At 36.2% G+C, this 21,072-nt stretch carries 17 protein-coding genes, 1 tRNA gene and 1 pseudogene; 3 read left to right on the plus strand and 16 right to left on the minus strand.

Going from position 1 to position 21,072, the window contains the following annotated elements; translation table 11 throughout:
• Positions 1-9: 9 nt before the first annotated feature.
• The 3 genes from HMPREF9333_RS08980 to HMPREF9333_RS08990 form a co-directional block, all read right to left on the minus strand.
• Positions 10-1,140 carry a class I SAM-dependent methyltransferase gene (locus tag HMPREF9333_RS08980; protein ID WP_005541516.1) on the minus strand — a complete coding sequence of 377 codons (1,131 nt, stop codon included), beginning with the start codon at positions 1,138-1,140 and terminating at the stop codon, positions 10-12.
• 323 nt (positions 1,141-1,463) lie between these two features.
• Positions 1,464-2,426: an NAD-dependent epimerase/dehydratase family protein gene (locus HMPREF9333_RS08985; protein ID WP_005541517.1), complete on the minus strand. Its 963-nt coding sequence runs from the start codon at positions 2,424-2,426 to the stop codon at positions 1,464-1,466.
• 56 nt (positions 2,427-2,482) lie between these two features.
• The gene (locus HMPREF9333_RS08990) at positions 2,483-4,441 is read right to left on the minus strand and encodes a thiamine pyrophosphate-binding protein (protein ID WP_005541518.1); all 1,959 of its coding nucleotides are present in this window, start codon (positions 4,439-4,441) and stop codon (positions 2,483-2,485) included.
• A 273-nt stretch (positions 4,442-4,714) separates the two neighbouring features.
• On the opposite strand from HMPREF9333_RS08990, the gene HMPREF9333_RS08995 reads away from it, so the two are divergent.
• Entirely contained in the window at positions 4,715-5,065 is a 351-nt protein-coding gene (locus HMPREF9333_RS08995; RefSeq protein ID WP_005541519.1) for a hypothetical protein, read from the plus strand.
• A 109-nt stretch (positions 5,066-5,174) separates the two neighbouring features.
• Here HMPREF9333_RS08995 and HMPREF9333_RS09000 read toward each other — a convergent pair whose 3' ends face one another.
• The 3 genes from HMPREF9333_RS09000 to HMPREF9333_RS09010 all read right to left on the minus strand — a co-directional run bounded on the left by HMPREF9333_RS09000 (position 5,175) and on the right by HMPREF9333_RS09010 (position 8,653).
• Complete coding sequence (locus tag HMPREF9333_RS09000; protein WP_005541520.1) at positions 5,175-6,419, minus strand: N-acetylmuramoyl-L-alanine amidase family protein; 1,245 nt, start codon at positions 6,417-6,419, stop codon at positions 5,175-5,177.
• 141 nt (positions 6,420-6,560) lie between these two features.
• A complete protein-coding gene (queA, locus tag HMPREF9333_RS09005) occupies positions 6,561-7,592 on the minus strand; it encodes a tRNA preQ1(34) S-adenosylmethionine ribosyltransferase-isomerase QueA (RefSeq protein WP_005541521.1) in 1,032 nt (343 codons plus the stop codon).
• Positions 7,592-8,653, minus strand: a complete 1,062-nt coding sequence (locus tag HMPREF9333_RS09010) for an ICP22 family protein (protein ID WP_005541522.1) — start codon at positions 8,651-8,653, stop codon at positions 7,592-7,594. The genes queA and HMPREF9333_RS09010 overlap by 1 nt, the downstream gene beginning before the upstream one ends.
• A gap of 145 nt (positions 8,654-8,798) precedes the next feature.
• Here HMPREF9333_RS09010 and HMPREF9333_RS09015 point away from each other — a divergent pair.
• Positions 8,799-8,872, plus strand: a tRNA-Arg gene (locus HMPREF9333_RS09015).
• Positions 8,873-8,879: 7 nt separating this feature from the next.
• Here the strand turns inward: HMPREF9333_RS09015 and HMPREF9333_RS09020 are convergent.
• From HMPREF9333_RS09020 to HMPREF9333_RS09035, 4 genes are all read right to left on the minus strand, one after another.
• On the minus strand, positions 8,880-9,398 hold the full coding sequence (locus HMPREF9333_RS09020) for a threonine/serine exporter family protein (protein ID WP_005541523.1): 519 nt from the start codon (positions 9,396-9,398) through the stop codon (positions 8,880-8,882).
• Between the two features lie 171 nt (positions 9,399-9,569).
• Positions 9,570-10,331, minus strand: coding sequence for a threonine/serine exporter family protein (locus HMPREF9333_RS09025; protein ID WP_005541524.1), 762 nt, complete (start codon positions 10,329-10,331; stop codon positions 9,570-9,572).
• 51 nt (positions 10,332-10,382) lie between these two features.
• Positions 10,383-12,368, minus strand: coding sequence for an excinuclease ABC subunit UvrB (gene uvrB, locus HMPREF9333_RS09030; protein WP_005541525.1), 1,986 nt, complete (start codon positions 12,366-12,368; stop codon positions 10,383-10,385).
• Positions 12,369-12,460: 92 nt separating this feature from the next.
• Positions 12,461-13,237 (minus strand): PhzF family phenazine biosynthesis protein, encoded by a 777-nt coding sequence (locus HMPREF9333_RS09035; RefSeq protein WP_005541526.1) that lies wholly within the window; start codon positions 13,235-13,237, stop codon positions 12,461-12,463.
• A gap of 447 nt (positions 13,238-13,684) precedes the next feature.
• Here HMPREF9333_RS09035 and HMPREF9333_RS09040 point away from each other — a divergent pair, with 447 nt between their 5' ends.
• Positions 13,685-15,907 (plus strand): InlB B-repeat-containing protein, encoded by a 2,223-nt coding sequence (locus HMPREF9333_RS09040; protein WP_005541527.1) that lies wholly within the window; start codon positions 13,685-13,687, stop codon positions 15,905-15,907.
• Between the two features lie 322 nt (positions 15,908-16,229).
• Here the strand turns inward: HMPREF9333_RS09040 and HMPREF9333_RS12320 are convergent.
• The 6 genes and pseudogenes from HMPREF9333_RS12320 to HMPREF9333_RS09070 all read right to left on the minus strand — a co-directional run.
• Positions 16,230-16,502: pseudogene (locus HMPREF9333_RS12320) on the minus strand (phosphate ABC transporter ATP-binding protein); the annotation flags it as partial.
• Between the two features lie 117 nt (positions 16,503-16,619).
• On the minus strand, positions 16,620-17,663 hold the full coding sequence (locus tag HMPREF9333_RS09050) for a Fic family protein (protein ID WP_005541529.1): 1,044 nt from the start codon (positions 17,661-17,663) through the stop codon (positions 16,620-16,622).
• Positions 17,664-18,448: 785 nt separating this feature from the next.
• Entirely contained in the window at positions 18,449-18,883 is a 435-nt protein-coding gene (locus HMPREF9333_RS09055; protein ID WP_156797322.1) for a hypothetical protein, read from the minus strand.
• A gap of 58 nt (positions 18,884-18,941) precedes the next feature.
• Positions 18,942-19,268 (minus strand): hypothetical protein, encoded by a 327-nt coding sequence (locus tag HMPREF9333_RS09060; RefSeq protein ID WP_040882785.1) that lies wholly within the window; start codon positions 19,266-19,268, stop codon positions 18,942-18,944.
• A 292-nt stretch (positions 19,269-19,560) separates the two neighbouring features.
• Positions 19,561-20,310, minus strand: a complete 750-nt coding sequence (locus HMPREF9333_RS09065; protein WP_005541532.1) for a formylglycine-generating enzyme family protein — start codon at positions 20,308-20,310, stop codon at positions 19,561-19,563.
• A 173-nt stretch (positions 20,311-20,483) separates the two neighbouring features.
• Positions 20,484-20,939, minus strand: a complete 456-nt coding sequence (locus HMPREF9333_RS09070; RefSeq protein WP_005541533.1) for a GNAT family N-acetyltransferase — start codon at positions 20,937-20,939, stop codon at positions 20,484-20,486.
• Positions 20,940-21,072 lie beyond the last annotated feature (133 nt).

The raw sequence follows: 21,072 nt of genomic DNA on the forward strand, positions 1-21,072 counted from the left end.
CTCAATTTTTTAAGTCAGTTTATTTAAATCATCCTTAAGTGTATAGATCTCCGTACCCGGTCTAAAATCCCTTTTTATAATATTTTCTATCTCACTGCTGTAACCGGGTGCAACTATTATAATAATATCTGCCGGATCTTCAAGGGCAGCCTGAGGTGATATAATAGGTATATGTGAGGCAGGGGCATACTTTCCCTGCTTAAATTTTGCGGAATCTATTATATATTTTATAATCTTCCCATCACCTGTATTACACTTTTTATACCCGTCATCGCTACTTATACCATCCGCTTTGTTTTTTAAAAGCATTGTGGCACACAGTGTAAAACCCTGATGACCCGCTCCCCATATCGCCACGCTCTTATTTTGAACCTCCGCCCTTTTAAAAAGACTGTCAAAAGTTTTCTCTATCTCATCTTTTTGTTTCAAAACAGGTCTAAAATCCGGGGCTTTTCTTTTTTTAACTATCACTTCTATGGTATCAAAGTTTACTATACAGCTTGAAAGCACCTCAAAACCCGCATTGTTCAATAATGTTGTTAAGCTGTTTACCGTATAATAAGCTATATGATCCGGTATTATCTCGTAATATCCCTTATTGTTAATTATATACTCAAGATCAGGTACTGTAATAAGCCCGAAACCGTCATCGGATATATTTGAATAAATCGCCCTTAAATAGCCAAGCGGATCCGGTTGATGCTCAAGAAAATTAAATGAACAGAATGCATCAAAGGGCGCATGTTTAAATACTGTATACTCATTTTCAGGAAAATTTGTTTCAACATCAAGTCCTTTATCTCTTGCTTTTTGTGCCAGCTCTTCATTATGTTCGATGCCGTAAGCCTGAACCTTAAAGTCCTTAAAAAGTTCAAGAAATTCACCGGCACCGCAGCCCGCTTCAATTATTTTCTTGTTTTTTAAGTTTCCGATCTCTATAAATTTTTCATACTGTTTTTTTCTTAGCTCATACATTGTGCTTGAGCCCCCGCCTGCCCTTATCACGTCCCTGTAATAATACACCGGCTCTTCACCAAGCTGTACAAGCCCGCAGCCTGTACAGAACATAATTGTAATATCGGCGGGATTATCATTTTTAAGGTCTTTAAAATCAGGTATATCCTGGGCTGTGGCAGGCATGTTTTCAATTGAAAAGAGCTTTTTTAATCTTCCACTGCAGGCTATACAACTTTTAACATTTTGTAAAACAGGCAATGAGCCTGTTTTAAATACCTTGCCTTGCGTTTTTGAATTATCTGATCTGCATTTCTTTGCATGAACTTTTTCAGTATCCGATTTGCACTTTCCGGATGATGTTTCTGTTGTATATTTTTTTAAATCTTTTTTTAAATCTTTTTTCAAATCATCTTTAAAATCTTTTTTCAAATTTTTCTAAATCCTTTTTAAAGTTCTATTCACAATAATTTTAATATCTCTATTTTAATGAAACTATTATTTAAACATCATCTCTCTGAAAGCATTGCATCTCTGATTAATTGTATCCCTTTATTAAAATCCACACCGGCTTTAAAGCCTGTAAGTCTTTTAAGCTTTTCTATCGAGGGATTAAGATACGGTATCCCCTCTTTCCTGTCGTTTTTACCTGTAAATAAAACCTTACCCTTTTTTCCAAGAACATTCTCTATATCAAGTACAAAATCCTTAAGCACCCTTGTAGTATCACTTGCTATATTTACAACATGAGCCTCCTCATGTCTTCCGGACATAAACTTGCACTGTGCAAGATCGGCTATCGCAGAGGCACAGTCGGTTACATACAGATAGTTCCACAGCTGCGTACATTTTCCGAATATAACTTCCTTATCTTCAAGAAGATTTCTTATACATGTGCTTACAAGTGAATTTCGGTGATCTCCTGTGCCGTATATACTAAAAAGCCTTAAATGTATGTATTCCATATCCATATCCTCACACAATACACAGGCATTTTGAAGTACTCGCAGCTTTGCCTTGCCGTACTCTGAAACCGGACTGCATGAAAGATTTTCATCATATATATAACTCCTGTCAAAGCCTTTCTTTCCTATCCTGTCAAGAGTAACACCGTACTCCGCCTGTGAACCGGCAAATATAAATCTTTTACAGCCAGTAACCTGAGCAAGACTTATCAGATTTAAAGTATTTTTTATATTCAGTCTCTGGATTTTTTCATTCATCCTGTCGTCAGCACCTTCACCTGCCCATGCAAGATGTATAAATATATCCATCCTGGGAAATTTATTGAACGACATTTCTTCTATGGAATTCATGTCATGCCTTATGACATGGATATTTCTGAAATCACATTTGCTTTCATTTCCGGAACCCGGACGTACAAGAGCGTATACTTCATGATTCCTTTTTACAAGCTCTACAGCCAGATATCTCCCTATAAAGCTTGTTGCACCTGTAAGAAATATTTTCATATCTTAAAGTTCTTTCTCTTAAAATTCTTTTTCTTAAAATTCAACATAAATTATAACTATATTTCACGTGGTATTATCATATTTTCATCCATTTCCTCATCAGAAAGAAACGGTGTAAGATCCTCAAGAGGAGGACTTACTATACTGCCGTCAGGAAGTCTTTTTGCCGAAGACTTAGGCTCAAATTCCCTGTCTTTAGTTACAAATGCCTCACATATCACGGGACCTTCCGTTTTAAATGCCGCATCAACCGCAGCCTTAAGCTGTGAATTATGTTCCGCCTTTATATAAGGATAGCCATAGGTCCATGCAAGTTTTTCCATACTCGGAAAACTTAAGTCTCCGCTTTCAGGACCTATACCTACCATAGGTCTTTGTGAAAAAAACTTTCTTTGGGTCTGGCGTATACTGTGATAACCTTCATTGTTTATAAGGAAGATTTTTATATTCATTCTGTGATGTATTATAGTCTGAAGTTCCTGTAAATTCATCTGTATACTTCCGTCTCCGGTTATAAGCACAAGTTCTTTTTCATAGTGTTCATCACCTGATTCCGTGCTTTTTTCAATGACTGCCGTATATGCACCTATTGCAGCAGGAAGGTCATATCCCATTGAGGCAAATGCCGAATTTGATATAAACCTCTGCCCTCTCTTAATTATATATGAATGTCCTCCTACCACACATGCGGAACCGTTTCCTACAACAATAATCTGTTTTTCTTTTGCTCTTAGCCCTATCTCATGTATAAATGCGTATACATCAGCCTGTTTGCTGTCATCATCCTTTAAAAACTCTTTTCTGCAAACAGGATATTTCTTTTTCCAGTACATACATGTATCCACCCAGTTCATACCTTTTATACCCGGACCGCCTCCTGACCATATAGGCGTCTTTTCAGCTTTAAGCACCCTGAGCATCGCAGAAAAAAGCTCTTTGCAATCTGCATGCACAGGCATTGATACATGCAGTGTAGGCTTTTTAAGTTCATTCTCATCTATATCATTTACTATGGTATATGCCTGTCTTGCCCAGCCTTTACAGTTAAATCCCACCTGCCTTATACCAAGCCTTGAACCTGCTGAAAATACAAGATCCGAATTTTGTACTGCAAAATTTCCGGGTCTGTCCCCAAAATTTCCGGGTCGTCCTACATAAAGCGGATGGTCATCCCATATACAATCCTCACTATTCCAACCGGTTACCACAGGTATACCCAGCTTTTGTACAACTTCTATAAACTCCTTATGTGCATTTCCTATCCGTATACCGTTTCCGGCGTTAAACACAGGTCTTTTTGCCTGCTTTATCTTTTGTATTATCTCCGAGGCGATTTCATCACTCACCCTGCCGGGAAGCTTTTGCCGCTTTTCACCACATCCTCTTTTATCCTCAGCTGCAATATATTTACTTGTTTTGCAGCCCCAACCGTCTCCCCCGGATTCATAATCTTTGATGTCAAAACCTTCCAGTTCAGTGCTTTCTATATACGCTCCCTGTACATCAAGAGGTATATCCAGCCATGCAGGTCCCGGTCGTCCTGAATACGCCAGATAGACAGCCTTTTCAAGACAATACCTTATCCTCATGGGATCCGTTACCATTTCAGAATATTTTGTTACACATGAAACCATTTTGCATATATCAAACTCCTGATCTCCCATAGCCCTTATATCAACTCCTGATGACCTTGCAGTCCAATCATACCTGACCTGACCTGATATTATAAGCATGGGTATGGAATCAAGCCAGCCACCTGCAACTCCTGTTATTGCATTAGTGCCTCCCGGACCCGTAGTAACACATACAAGAGCAATTTTATTGTGTATCCTGGCATAAGCCTCAGCTGCTATGGCACATGCCTGCTCATGATGATTGTAAACCGTAACCAGCCCCTCCTGATGCCCAAGGGAATCATTAAGATGCATTGCACCTCCTCCGGTTACTGAAAATGAATTTTTAATCCCTAAATCAACTACTTTTTTAGCAATATAGTCACTTAGTTTAATCTTCATATCTGGTTTATTAAAATCTCCTCGCCTTTAATCTGTAAAACCTGCATAAATATAAGCATGTCTTTTCCCAGAGTATACCACATTTTATAAAAAGGCTCAAATGAAAAAAAGTTTACAGGTTACAGCTTTCTTACAATGTTCTTACTATCACAATTTTACTCTTTTATTATTTTAAATATCTGGTATAATCAATTCATGAGTTGATGATGAATGAGATATTGCTCATAGGATTTCATTAACCTGATAATAATTTTAAAAAAGGAGGTATCGTATATGGGAGTAAAAAAGATTTTATATTCTTTAGTTCTTTCTTCAACAATTTCCATAATGTCTTTAACACCCGCCTTTGCTTCAGTCAAAGCAGTTAATGCAGATTCATACAATTGGACAAAGACTACCTCCAATGTATGGCATTGTGTTAATGAAAAGGGTGAAAACGTAAGCGGTTGGGTTATTCATGATGACAGTACTTATTATCTTGATAAAGACGGTCTTATGAAAACCGGCTGGATTAAGTATAAAAATTCATGGTATTGCCTTGATGAAGAAGGAAAACTTAAAACGGAACAGTGGATTGACAATTATTATGTCAATGATGAAGGAAAGATGACAAAGATACGCTGATATAACGTTATATTTGAAACATTAAAACTTTAACAATCTGTAAAAGCCCCCAAAAAACCCCTGCGGAAATAGTCCGCAGGGGTTTTAAATTTTATCCAAATATATACTTCTATCTGCTTTTATTTTTTATCCACACTCCATCGGCATCAAGGTAAAATGTATCAACTCTTGTATTATATGCCATCTGCCCTGTATCGGGGTAAAAATAATACCATTTATTTCCTATCTCAAGCCAGCCCTGTGCCATAGCACCGTCTGCGTTCATATAGTAGGTCTTGTTTTCCGGAGCTTTAATCCACGCCTTCATAACAAGCTGACCTTCTTTTTCTTTTTCATCAGTACTTAAATAGTACCATCTGCCCTCATCATAAAACCAGCCGGTCCTCATATCGCCCTCAGGATTCATATAATAGGTCTTTGCATTATATTTTTGCCAGCCTGTAAGCATAATACCTGTTGCATTAAACAGATACCACTTTCCGTTTATATATTCCCAACCGTTTGTTTTAAGATTGCCGTTCGGAAATTTATAGTACCAATAAACATCTTCTTTTATCCAGCCTACTTTTCCGTCATTTTGTGCCGTAGCGGCATTTGCTTTTCCGCTTCCGTCAGAGATATGGTTTTTATCTATATAGTATTCATCCGACATAACCCATTCGGATTTTTTTCCTACTTCTTTTTGCTCCTGAGTATGCGGTACCGTCCTTACCCTGTACTTATAAGTTCCTTCAGCCGTCATATATGGATAAAAATTAAAACTTTCCCCCTGATGATCCTCAACTGAAAAAACCGGGGATTCTCCTCTATAAAGTGTAATGTCATAGTAGCCTGAACTGTCTTCCGGATTTTTCCATCTTCCTCTTCCTATGGCGTTTTGCCCGTCAACAAGCTCAACTTCCTTAGGAGGCTCATAAGTACCCTTTACAGGTCTTAACTCCACTACAATCTCAAGATTACTGCCCTTTTTTTCAACCGATATCACATCGGCACCTGTAACTTTTACATTATCCTTTGAGTAATTGCCTCTGAACTGGTATCCGTTTGAACCTCCGGACGGACTTGCAGATACTTTAATTCTCAGTTTGTCTCCTATGCCTGTTTTATTTTTACCCGAATTTGTTTTTTCAATAACTCCAAGTGAGTACTGTTTTGATTTGACATAGACATTTATATCGCCTCCTTTAGGTGATGATGTGTCCACTGCCAGATTTTCAAGGAACAGTCCTGCCTCAAGCTCATGATGTACTTTAAAATTCACTTCGGTAATTGTCTTTATATTCGCATAAGCCTTTGATGCAAACAGGCATGATATAACAAAGCTTATGCCGAAAATCGCTTTAATATGCTTCATATTATCCTCCTTTTTAAGAACCTTTATATATTTATTAGTATACTTTGAAAAAGCCAAATAGTAAACTTACAAGTTCTTTACAAAAAACACCGATAAGGAAATAATTATTTAATCAGATTATTTAATTATCATTTCCTTATACTAAATTATAAGCATGGCATCTCCAAAACTGAAAAATCTGTAATTATGCTCCACAGCCTCCCTATAGGCATCAAGTGTACGTCCATGACCGGCAAAAGCACTTACAAGCATTATAAGTGTTGACTCCGGCAGATGAAAATTGGTTATAAGCCCGTCCATCACCTTAAATTTATATCCGGGATATATAAATATATCAGTCATATCACTTTTTGCATGTACCGCTCCATTATTATCAGAGGCACTTTCAACGGTACGGCATGCGGTAGTTCCGACACAGATTACCCTGTAACCGTTTTGTTTTGCAAAATTTATGCTGTTTGCGGCTTCTTCATCTATTATATAATATTCAGAATGCATATGATGTTTTAATATATCATCTTCCTTTACAGGTCTAAATGTACCCAGTCCGACATGAAGCGTTATTTTTGCCAGATTTACTCCCATATCTTTTACCTTCTCAAGAAGTTCCTTTGTAAAATGCAGACCCGCAGTAGGAGCGGCAGCGCTTCCATCATTTTTTGCATACACCGTCTGATAACGATTTTTGTCCTTAAGTTCATGTTTTATATATGGAGGCAGAGGCATATGTCCCAGTTTATCCAGTATCTCCTCAAATATTCCGTTATATTCAAACTTTATTATACGATTTCCACCTGTCCCTATACCTGTAATTACCCCTTTTAAAAGCCCGTCGCCAAATATAAGTACCGTATTTTCCCTGCACCTTTTCCCCGGTTTTACAATACATTCCCAGCTGCCCTCTGATAGCCTCCTAAGCAGCAGCAGCTCTATTTTTGCACCCGTAGTCTCCTTAAGTGCAAAAAGTCTGGCAGGTATTACCCTGGTTTCATTTAAAACAAGGCAATCTCCCGGCTTTAAATATTCTAAAATATCAGTAAACTGCCTGTGTTCAATCCCTATGCCGGCCCCCGTTCTATGAAGTACAAGGAGCCTTGAAAGCGAACGCACTTCAAGCGGATCCTGTGCTATAAGCTCCTGAGGCAGTTCATAGTAAAAATCACTTTTTTTCATTAATTGCCACCGCCTTGACCCTCGGAGGCACTATCCGGAGCCCCTTGAGACTCCGTTTCCCCTGAGCTTTGGGTACTTTCAGAAGCTTCTGAAGACTGTGCGGCTTCAGTCGTATCGTTTGAGCTGCCGCCTTCACCTGTTTCATTTGAAGCACTTTCCTCACTGCCTTCTTTTGAGGCGGAAGCCTCCTCACTTTGAGGTGAAGTTGCATCCTCTCTACCCTGTACGCTCGTATCGCTCTCACTGCCACCCTCAAGCCATATCTCAACATCTTCAAAATTTAATGTTTCATTTTTATTTTCACCATCCCCGGAGCCTTTAAGCATATCATTTCCTGCCATAAATTTCTGGTAAGCTATTGAAACCTGAAGATCTGCAGCTACCGCTTCAGAAAGCTTTTTCCTATTCTCATTATTCAGAGCAATTACCTCTTTTGCAGACAAAACCTTTTTAACAACCGCCTTTTCATCATCGGTCAACAGGTTGTTGTCCTTTATAATATACTTTCCATCACTATTTTTTATAATATATGCCATAATAAGCATGGGAGCATTTACCGATGCCCTTTTAAATAAAACCTCAGTGCTTATAAGTACAATATATGAATCAGGTTCAAGTCCTGCGGCAACATAGCATACCGTATTCTGAAAATCTTTATATAGCTTTTTTTCCTGCTTAAGTGCCGCCTCAAGATCCTTAAGTCCCTCAGCATCGGTTCTGCCGTATATATCATATATCTTTGAGGCATCACCTTTTAGTTTTGCCTCAAAATAGCTGTTTACAAGCTCATTTATCTCAGGCACGCTGTCTTTTTGCAAGCCATAGGCATAAAAATCATACTTTTCAGGATCATTTATCATAAACGCCTGTGATGAGGTAGCGGCTGAATACTGCATGTCAGATTCCTGACTGCCCTTTTTCTTTGCCGATCCGCTCTTGTCAAATATAACTATAATTATTATAAGTACTATTGTAGCCGCAGGAAGTGCAGCCAGTTTTAATTTGTTTAGAATTTCAAACTCATCAAAACCAAATATTTTTCTGTTCTTTTCAAATTTCATATTAAAATATAAAACCCCTTTTAATTTACATTAAACATGCATTATAAACACATAGTATAAAAGTATAAAATTATAAAATTGTGTAGAAAAAAATATTCTATTATGCTAATATAGCACATGGCACAGTCTTGTGCCATATAATTATGTGCCCGTAGCGAAGCTGGATATCGCATCAGACTCCGACTCTGAAGACCGTGGGTTCAAATCCCGCCGGGCACATTTATACTCATTTTTTATTCTTTTTATTATTTTTATTGTGCATCTTAAAAAGAGAATCCACTATAAATATCGCAAGTGCTATCGCACCTGCAATCTGCAAAGTTTCTGAAAAGTAATGATTGCTTAATGAACCCTGTCCTCTTATGAAATACAGTACACTCCTATATATCCCCCCACCCGGAACAAACGGTATCATACCGCATACTGAAAATACCGCTGCCGGAGCTTTCAGACATCTTGCAAGTATATGGCTTATAAGCGCAACAACTATCATAGCCCAGAACACCTTTGTTACCTCAAGCTTTGAATATATACCCGCAGTAAGATATGCCATATATCCCACAGCACCTACAAGTCCCGCAAACAAAGTAAGATTTTTAGGCATATCAAGTATTACAGCAAATACAGCCACCGCCGCAAATGCAGTTATAAAACTCCTTATAAACACAGTTATGTTGCCCGAATATGCATAGAATGCATAAAACATCATATAAACTGCTTTATTATTAATTATACTTATTTTCATTAAATATACCCGTTTAAAATTTTATAAAGCCGAGTCTGCAAAAACTCCCGGATTTAAATAATTCCTATCCGGGGCACTGCCTGTTTGGAGTTATTTTGTGTGAAATATAATTTTTACAGTCCCTTTGCTTACACTGCCACAGATATAACCGCATAAAAATTTCATGCCCTGTTATATCCAGCTGCCTGTAATGGCAACCGCACTTCCTACGCCTACAGCAAGTCCAAGTGCTGTAACTATGGATTCAAGCATCCTTGCAGTCCCCGATATATAATCACCGTTAAATATATCTCTCATAGAATTTGAAAATGCCACTCCCGGCACAAGCGGAGTAAGCCCTGAAATTACAACCGGGTCTATATTCATATTTAGAAATACAAACTTTTTTAAAAGTATAGCACTTAATGTAAGAAAAAAGGTTGAAAGTGCATTTACTATAAAATCATTAAATCCCAGAATTGATGCAAAAAAATGCACCGCTGAAAGCACTATTCCCACAAAAAAAGCACTTATACATTCTATAAAACTGCCGTTAAAAAGTATTGTAAACAAAAGCGAAGATACCGTATATAAAGAGTACTTAAGCAGGGGCGGATAAAGTACAAGCTCTTTTATTTCCCTAAGACTTCTATATGCCTGATCTATACTTATCTTTCCTTCACCAAGCCGCCTTGATATTGTATTTACAAGACATATATGATTTAAGTTTGTTGCTCTTTCCCTAACCCTGTTTGTCATAGTTACCACACCCTCAGAATTTGAAAGTGTAAGATTAATCCCTGTTGACATCACCATGACATTATGCTTCGCACCGGATGCACTGTCAAGTATATGATTCATTGTATCCTCTATCCTGAAGACTTCAGTACCGCTTATAAGCAGTATTTCGCCTGCAAGCATGGCAGTATTTGCAGTCTTATTTATGTTTTTCAAAAATATTCCCCTTATAATATTTTTTTATATTTATATAATTTGCCCGTATTTTCAGTCCTTTCTCTGAGCTATAACTTCTCTGACCTGTGTAAGTCTGTCCCTAAACTGGGCTGCAAGCTCAAAATTCAGTTCTGCCGCCGCTTTAAGCATATTTTTTTCAAGTTCCTTTGAAAGCTTAGCCAAAGCTTCATCTTCCATTGATTCAGGATCCTTTTTCCAATCTCCCGAATCAGCCGAAGCCGCCTTTGATATCGCTATAAGATCTCTAACCGCCTTTTTAATCGTAGTGGGCGTTATACCGTGTTCTTCATTATATTTCTGCTGTATACTTCTTCTCCTATAGGTTTCATCTATAGCAGCCTTCATAGAATCAGTTGTAGTGTCGGCATACATTATAACATGACCCTGTGCATTTCTTGCCGCCCTTCCTATCGTCTGTATAAGTGAAGTCTCACTTCTTAAAAAACCTTCTTTATCGGCATCAAGTATGGCAACAAGTGTTATCTCAGGTATATCAAGCCCCTCCCTTAAAAGATTTATACCTACAAGCACATCAAATACATCAAGCCTCATATCCCTTATAATTTCAGCTCTTTCAAGAGTATCTATATCCGAATGAAGATAACGCACCTTTATACCTGCCTCTTTCATATAATCGGTAAGATCCTCAGCCATCCTTTTTGTAAGAGTCGTTATAAGCACCTTGTTATGTTCTTTCGTTTCTTTATTCACTTCACTTATAAGGTCATCTATCTGTCCTTCAACAGGTCTTACACTTATCTGGGGATCTAAAAGCCCGGTAGGTCTTATAATCTGCTGAGTTTTTAAAAGTTCATGCTCGGATTCATATTTTGATGGAGTCGCAGATACAAAAAGCATCTGGTCTATCTTTGATTCAAATTCACTAAATTCAAGAGGTCTGTTATCCAGTGCACTGGGCAGCCTGAATCCGTAGTTTACAAGAGTTGTCTTTCTTGAACGGTCTCCGGCATACATAGCTCTTATCTGCGGAATAGTCATATGTGATTCATCAACTATTATAAGAAAATCTTCAGGAAAGTAGTCTATAAGCGTATATGGAGGCTCTCCCGGCTTCATCCCCGTAAGATGTCTTGAATAATTTTCTATCCCTGAACAAAATCCCGTTTCCCTCATCATCTCAACATCAAAATGTGTTCTTTCATCTATCCTCTGTGCTTCTATAAGCATATCTTCAGATTTAAAATATTTTACCCTCTCATCACACTCTTCAAGTATATTTTGTGTAGCAACAAGCATCTTTTCAGGTGATACTACATAATGTGAAGCAGGAAATATTGCTACATGAGCAAGCTGTGCCACAGGCTGTGCAGTGAGTACATCTATACTTGTAATCTTTTCCACTTCATCTCCGAAAAATTCTATCCTGTAAGCAGTCTTGGTCTCATAAGCCGGCAGTATCTCAAGTGTATCGCCTCTTACTCTGAAAGTACCCCTGCGAAAGTCCATATCATTTCTGCTGTACTGCATATCTATAAGCTTTCTTATTACATCATCCCTGTCTTTTTCCATGCCGGGTCTTAATGATACTACCATGGCATTGTAGTCTATAGGACTTCCAAGCCCGTAGATACATGAAACTGACGCTACTATTATTACATCATTTCTCTCAGAAAGTGCCGCAGTAGCGGAATGTCTCAGTCTATCTATTTCATCGTTTATAGCCGAATCTTTTTCTATATAGGTATCTGTTGAAGGTACATATGCTTCAGGCTGGTAATAATCATAATATGACACAAAATATTCTACCGCATTTTCAGGGAAAAACTCTTTAAATTCACTGTAAAGCTGAGCTGCCAATGTTTTGTTGTGTGCTATTATAAGTGTCGGCTTTTGTAACTTTTGTATTATATTTGCCATAGTAAATGTCTTACCCGATCCTGTCGCACCAAGAAGAGTCTGGAACTGGTTTCCCGATTTAAATCCGTTTACAAGTGCCTCTATCGCCTGAGGCTGATCACCCGTAGGACTAAACTCGGAATGTAGCTTAAACTCCATTTTATTGCTCCTTTATTATATTTTTTTATTATTATACTCAAACATATGCTTACAGTACAGCAAAAAACGTTTATTAACTTTTTTATTTTCCATTAAATATTTATATCGGAAATTGCATACAGACATGCCTTTCCGGCAATTATAACTCTGTCTCCGGCCAGTCTACAATATAATGTACCTCCCCGACCGGATGCCTGATACGCTGTCAGCTCATTTTTCCCTAATTGCTCCGCCCAGAACGGAATTATATGGCAGTGCCCTGAACCGCACACAGGATCTTCCAGAATATTCAATTTAGGAGCAAAGCTTCTTGATACGCAATCATATTCACTGCCCGGAGCGGATACCTGCAAAAGAAGCCCGTCAAGATTCTTTACTTTTTCTAAATCGGGAGCCAAATTTTTCACTATATTCTCATTATCAAATATACAAAGCAAATCACGTCCCATAAATGCTTTTATGGGCTTGCAACCAATTGCTTCTGTTATCTTATCTGTTATATCAACTTCCGTTAATTTATATTTTGGAAAATCCATTTCATAAAGATTATTTTTTCTCTTTACAATCAATTCACCGCTTAATGTATCAAAACAAATTTCTTTTAATTCCTGCTCATAATAATTCATAATCACAAATGCTGTTCCAAGGGTAGCATGACCGCAAAGGTCAACTTCTCCGCCCGGCGTAAACCATCTGAGAAAATATCCGGCTTCTCCTTTCTTTACGGCAAAAGCAGTCTCAGACAAGTTATTTTCTTTTGTTATATTCAGCATAAGCTCATCTGAAATCCAATTATCCATAACACACACAGCCGCCGGATTGCCCGAAAAAACTCTATCTGAAAATGCATCTATAATATATTGTCTCATCATTCTCCACCTCAGTAAAATTCAAATTTATTTCATTAAATGTTTTTAATATTATAGCATTTTTAATACATTTTTACAGTTCTATCGGATCTGTATAAAAATCTATGCATATCTTATGATAGTATGTACCAGCAAAATATTCAAACACAGAAACAAACACAAAAGCATCTGCCACAAGCAGTTTTTATTTAAATCCGGACTATAACATAAACTGAAATCTTCTAAAATCCGGGAATATCTTTTAGTATTTATCGTCTTATTCATCAGATAATATTTGCAGTTTTAAGGAAAGAGTATCCGCCGGATAATATATTTTATTTGAAAATAGTTTTATCCTATAGTTATCAATACATAAGCTTCCTACCTAAATATAGATATGAGGAAAAATTCGCCTGACATCTTTTATATCTTAAAAAAGTCGGTTATAAAAAATTAAAGGAGTAGACTATGAAACAAATTAAAGAATGGAAAAAATATACTGTACTGTTTATTGGTGCACTACTGGCACTGCCGCTCTCCACGGTAAAACCTTTTACCGCACACTCAGCAATGCGAGAAGTGCGAACAGTAAATGTAAATCTTGAAAATGATCTTGACATAAGGAATCCGGTGAAACCCGATGGCAGCTCCGATATCTGGAAAGGAGATACGGTTCTGTTTGGACACTATAACAAAGATCCAATCATCTTCAGGGTACTGGATAAAAATACTACGGACTTTGGCGAAACAACCATGTTTCTGGATTGCAATAATGTGCTCTATATGGCAGCATTTAATGAAAATGCATCTGATCCGCAAAACATGTGGGAAAGCAGCACACTCAGGAATGAGCTGAATGTAAAATTTTTAAACGAAAGTTTTTCTGAAGCTGAACAAAATGCAATCTGTAAAAGCTATGATCCAAATCATGGAAACTGGCAAGTTGATGATTACCAGGTTGAATATGAAAAACTTTCCTATACCGGAGATAAGATTTTTGTTCTTGATGCCAGTGATCTGGCACATAACGACTATGGCTACTTGTTAAGAAATACTGTTGGAAGAGCCAAGAAAAATACTGAGCAGTACCTTAAAGAATATTGGCTGCGCTCGCCACACAACCCCCATGACGTTAATCATCCTAAGCAGGGAAGTGTAAACACAGTAAATACCAAAGGTTGGTTAAATTCCTGGAACCCTAGTTTCATAAACGGTGTCAGTCCGGCTTTAAACGTAGAGCTGTCATCTGTGTTTTTTGTTAAGGAGTCAGGTATAAACATATACGCTTTTAATGAAACAGAAATGCCAAATACCTATAGTCCATGGCAACTTACACTTTATAGCAATGAAACCGGTTTTACAGCAAAATGGACGAATCAGAATCGTGTCATTGATGAGGAGCATGGAGGAAACATCTGCCTTTCTCTCTCTAATGCAATGAGCGATGCAACTCAGATTTCCGCCATGCTGCTTGATAGTGATGATACCGTGCTCTATTACGGTAAGATTGCAAATCCGACAGACAGTGAAGCGAATGTTAGAATTCCGGCAGGACTTACACCGGAAAAAAATTACAAACTCAAAGTATTCTCTGAGAACATAACTAGAAGTACAAGCTATGCCGGCAATATTGAGGAATTTAACTTTACTGTACAAGGCATCCCAAAGTACACTGTAAAATTTGACCTGAACGGACATGGAGCTACAGCGATCCCTGATGCCACAGTCAATTTAAATTCTTACTTAACAAATCCCGCAGTTCCTACAGATCCCGCTTATGATTTTGGAGGTTGGTATAAAGAAACGGCATGTATAAATGCCTGGGATTTTACAAGCGATGTTGTAAAAGAAGATATTACACTCTATGCGAAGTGGACGACAAAAGCAGTGCCTCCATCTAATACATATAAAATCAGTTTTAATGCAAATGGCGGAATGGTTAGTGTGGAGGAAATGATGACAGACATCGGCGGTAAACTCGCCTCATTTCCTGCAGATCCAACCAGAAGCGGCTATTCCTTTGATGGCTGGTATACAGCTACCTCAGGCGGAGAAAAGGTTGATGTACAGACTATTTTTACTGAAAATAAGACTTTATACGCCCACTGGAATAAAATTTCTATAAATGAAGGAGGTTCCGGCAGTGGAGGCGGTTCCGATGGCGGAGGAAGCTCAGGCGGCGGAGGCGGTTTCGGTGGTGGAGGAAGCTCAGGCGGCGGAAGTTTACACAGAGGTTTTGGAGAAGGCACAAATATAACATCCGGAAGCTGGAAACAGGATGCCAAGGGATGGTGGTATCAATACAGCAACGGTTCTTATCCTAAAAACGAGTGGAAGCTCCTGCCATACGGCGGCGCTACGGCATGGTACGTCTTTAATGGGGCCGGCTATATGCTTACAGGCTGGTTCTCCTCAGGCGGCAAATGGTATTATTTAAGTACTGCAAATAATGCAAACTTTGGAAAGATGCTCACAGGATGGGTTGAGCTTGGCGACAAATGGTACTATCTAAGTGCTGCAAATGATGCGAACTTTGGAAAGATGCTCACAGGATGGGTTGAGCTTGGCGGCAAATGGTATTATCTTGAAATTACCGGAAATGAAGCACACCCACAGGGTGCACTGTATGTAAATGAAAAAACTCCTGATGGATATAGCGTTGATACAAACGGGGCATGGCTGCTGCCTTAACAGATATTAACGCTACGGGCTATCGACATACAGCCCTCCTGCTGTAGAAATTGTTTGACTATGTCTAACTTTTTAACTTAAATGATATAGCCCTATCACTACCTTGTTGTCTTGTCAGATAGCTGAATATCTGTTGATACTCTGGCAGTGATAATATCATTATGCCACTTATCAGCGACTTACCGGAGCGGGAGTATAACTGTTTTGAAACGGGTTATAATAATAAAAGCCGACAACTGCAACTGTTTTTATTGTTTCAGTATGTCGGCTTTCTGGGATATAATCCATATTAAAAATCTTTGCTTTTGTCCGCCTGAAAGTTTTAATGCACTTTATAAAGTCCCGCAAGTCTTAATTTTTCTTCTATAATTTCATCAATATCTTTTTTTGAATTTAAACCATGATAGCTTAATACATAAGACATATTTTTATATATGGACATAGGAAATACTACCGACATCTGGAAAACAATACCTACTTTTTTTCTTAAAACTTCCGGCAACATATCATAAATAGAATCTTCTTCAAGCCTTATATCTCCGCTTATTTGTACATTTTCATCTTCATATACAAGATTATTAAGTGCATGTAAAAGAGTAGTCTTGCCCTACAATGTCAAGCATATGATATAAAAAAGCACTTAATTTTTTGAGGTTAAATTCCTCACTTTTTAAGTGCTTTTTGTTTTACTTATTTTGTTTTTCCTTAGATTTTAAATCTTGATATATTTTGTTGAACGACCACTACCCACCTGTCTTATCTTTTCATTGTCCTGTAATTCTTTTAAAGCTCTTTCCACCGTTCTTTGTGATATATCCGGACAAAGAATCATAATATCTTTTTTTGATAAAGGCTCCAACGATTTTTGAATTACAGAAAATACTCTCTCAGGCGAGGTTAATTTTTCTTCTCCAATCATTTTAAATCTGTTATCACATTCTTTATATGCTTTCATGATAATACCGAGCATATATTTCATAAATGGAAGTTCATCATTTTCTCCTATATGCCATTTTTCACTGGAATTTTGCAATTCTTCATAATAAGAATCTTTACTTTCTTCAATGAGCATTTCTATACTGATATACCTTCCAACAAAATAGCCGGACTTATAAAGTAGCAGGAGGGTTAATATCCTACTCATTCTCCCATTTCCATCATCAAAGGGATGAATACATAAAAAGTCATGAATAACAGCAGGTATTAAAATTAACGGAGGAATATTTTCCTTTACAGCCTTATTATATGCTTCTACCATTTCATCAAAATATCTTTCCGTTTCAAAACTGTTTATAGGTTGAAAGAGTACTTTTTTATTCCCTAAACGATCCACTTCGACGATGGTATTATCCATGGTTTTAAATCTTCCCTTATGATTTACATAAGAATACGAGTATAAGTGATTATGCAGTGTTAAAATGTCATTTTTACTAAATTCAATATAATCATAATTTTCATGTACTATATCAAGCACATGTCTATATCCTGCTATTTCTTCTTCGTTTCTGTTTTTAGGTTCTGCTTTTTTTTTCATAAGTTCTTTGAGTCTTGTATCATTGGTATAAATTCCCTCAATGGCATTAGATGACTTCGTACTTTGTATCTTTGCAACATCTATCATTTTTTCCAAAATATCAGGATAATTTTCTACATATAATTCTTGTTTTCCCTTGTATTCATGAATGCTTGCTATCATATGATATACATTTACAGGTAGTGATAAATCCATAAGTTTTAAATAATTAAACTTTCTCAAAAGAACACCTCCTCTTCTTTTCGTAGCCATTGTATCATATTTGGCTATGAAAAATCAATAATGGCGAGAATAGTTCCGCCATTATTCTAGTTTTGGCGTATTAAATTAAAATTTGGCAAGAAATTTTTAGTATAAGTACTCTCTATTTTTTTATTCCTTATTATTTTATTAAATGTATTTCTATATCACAACAATAGGAACTTTTTTTATTTTTTCACCCAATTCAATTCTTTTATCAGCTGCCATAAAATATCCTGCATGAGTTTATTTCATTTGAGAAATGTTTTGTGTGACAATTTTCCCCAATAAACTAATCATTAATATCACAAACGCTATGATAATATTTTTTGTTAAAATCTGATTAATAAATAGGCATTCTAACATATAGTAAATTGCCACAAATTGAAAAGCGCTAAATATAGCATGAAAAAATGCCGCAATTATAGACTTTTTAAATTACCTCTTTCCTCTCCGAAGAAAAGCCAAATTTTTCTAAATACATTTATCATACTCTCCCCTCCTTATTTGATTAGTATATCTTTTTACCCTGCCATTTACAGCATAGATAAAATTCAAAAAACATCATTTATTTTTTACACGTATAACGTTCCTTCTATACATGGTTAAATATTTTCTATATAACGGTCTGCTTTTATTTTTCTTACAGCTATTCTGTTATTATCATTGTCATATCTTCATTCCTAATTGTAATCTGCATATCTAAAGCAGGTTATTGTTAAAATAAATCCCAAGGCTATAAATATAACAGATTGTGAAATTTTTCATCACTTTTGTTTAATCACATCCTCAAATTCATCAATTGATAGAACTCCCTTTTCTTTAAAACTTCCCGCTCTAAAACCTGAATTATTTCTATCATTTCTCAGCATTAAAAATGCTGACATTGTTTCCCCACATGGAACTATAACACTTTCGACTTTATCACCTACCTCCAATAGTATCGGCTGATAAACAGGTTCTATTCCCCCTACAAGCACAAACAGCTTATTGCTGTCAAGCAAGTTATTCTTCTGCAATATATCATTAACATAACTTCTATAGTCAATAGCATTTAAATTATTCCAAGATACAGTTAATAAAAACCAATGACCTGCTCTGCTGTTGATTATATCAATATCACTATCTGATAATAAATCAACAGTGGATTCATCTACCGGTTTCCCTATATTAAATGTAAATGTCAAAAAACTATTATTCACTTTTACCGGTAATTCCCAAATATAATCCTGAGTCGAAAGTTTTTCAAACAAAGCTCTACTATTCCCTATATTTCTTTTCAATAAATAAAATATAAATCGACATAATTGCTATAGTTTCAGCCATTATCCCTAATATCGAAAAAATAATATATGGTGTATTTTGATCGCCTAATAACGGAAGTCCTAACGCAATAAAAATCACTCCATATAAAATAAACAACTTCCCTGTTGCATAGTTATATCCCTTTATATCTTTCACAGGAAAAGACTCCGTGTTCGCCCAAAAACCGACCGCCTTCTTTGAAAAAAAGGCTATTATCCCGCTACCGATTATAATACAACCGAAGATTACCCAAAGTATAAATCCTATAATGTTGTCATCCATATTAATCTCCATTCCTCCGCCAAACTGCGGCATAAATAGTGATGAAAAGTATTTTTCAATCTATAATCTCTCAATTTTATATATTAAAATTTTCTACTTGGAAAATTTATAATTTATATTACATATTTATTATATCAAATATATCCTGACATATCCATAGCCGGTAAAAATTTTATAATCTCATAATTAAATTGTAATAAATACATTTAAGTATAATTGCCTATATGATACTATACTCAACTTTAATTTGTATAACACCGTTTTTATATTTTAAAGCTAATAGTTTATATTTTTACTTTATACCTTCCAAATTATTCTTTGCTATTCTAAATCCCAAATCATCAATTCTAAATTCGGGAAAACTCTTCCTTCTTGAAGTAGCACCGCAGGCTCTTTCCTCACTGGCAAAGCTTCCCCCTCTAAAAATCCGATAGTTTCCATATCGTTCTTCATCATATAAATCAAAACACCACTCCCAGACATTACCGATCATATCGAAAAGTCCGAAATCATTTTTTTCCCTGGTTTTTACTTCATGTACTCTTTTCTCCGAATTTTGTTCAAACCAGGCAATTTCCTCAATATTACCGTATCTATATCCTGTTGCCCTACCCCTGCATGCATATTGCCATTGTGCATCTGTCGGCAATTTAAATCCATTTTTTGCATTATCAACTATGATTTTTTCTGAAACAGAATCCAATATATAACATTTTTCCAAAGCAAGCTTTTCAGAAAGATTATTACAAAAATTGACGGCATCTATCCAACTTACATTCACTACCGGACAGTTTTTTGTTGTAATATCGTAATCCATCTCCATTACATAATTATATAATTCATTAGTTACAGGGATTTTAAACAGTAAAAATGATTGAACTTCAACCAATTTTTGCTTCATAATTTTTTCTTTATTTGTTCCGGGAGCAGACATTTTATAATCCGAACTCAGCCATTTAACCGGATCAACAAAATCCCTTATTATCTCATTACCTTGTGGAATTAAAATCATATTTTCTTTTATATATTCTATTAAGTTCATTCAACACTTCCTTACAACTTATAATATTTATTAATCCTGTTTTATTTATTATAGCACCTTATTGTGATAAACTATACTTGTAACTTAAAAAAGATGATATTTTTATATCGCCTTTTTTACTGCAAATTTAAATTTATAATCATAGGCTATTAAGCTCCAAAAGCACCTATTTATTAAATTTCAAAAGTGTACTGTAACACCTTAACTTCGGAATCAAAGGAGGTTCTTCTGTAAAAAGCGATGGCATCCTCGTTGTCAATCTGTTCGGTATCAACAAATATATCACGAATATTATTTCTCTTTGAGTATTCTATCAAAAAACTTATTAAACTCTTTCCTATTCCTCTATTTCGAAAATCCTCTTTCACTGCTAAGTCATAAATATAAATACTTGAAACCTGTTCTTTATAACTATCTAAAATATAGGCTGTTAATCCACCTATGATTTCGATTCCCGATTTTGCTGTAATAGCTAAAAAAGAAGTATTATCCAATAATTTAGCAAGATACTCTCTACCCGGATATTTTTCTTCCCCCCATTCAAAAACCTCGCTAAAAACAGCTAAAAGTCCATAAAATTCATCAATATTTTTATCAATAAAATGTATATCTATTATATCATTGTTCATTTAATTGATCTCCTTTATATATTTAAATTTATCAGAAGCTTTAAAAACCAGGTTTTAGCTGACTTGAGGAAGTATAGACCATTTGTCTTTACTTCCTCACAGTTTTTTCGGCTGCTTAAACAAACCGAGAATT

This window comes from Johnsonella ignava ATCC 51276, assembly GCF_000235445.1.
Lineage (GTDB): Bacteria > Bacillota > Clostridia > Lachnospirales > Lachnospiraceae > Johnsonella > Johnsonella ignava.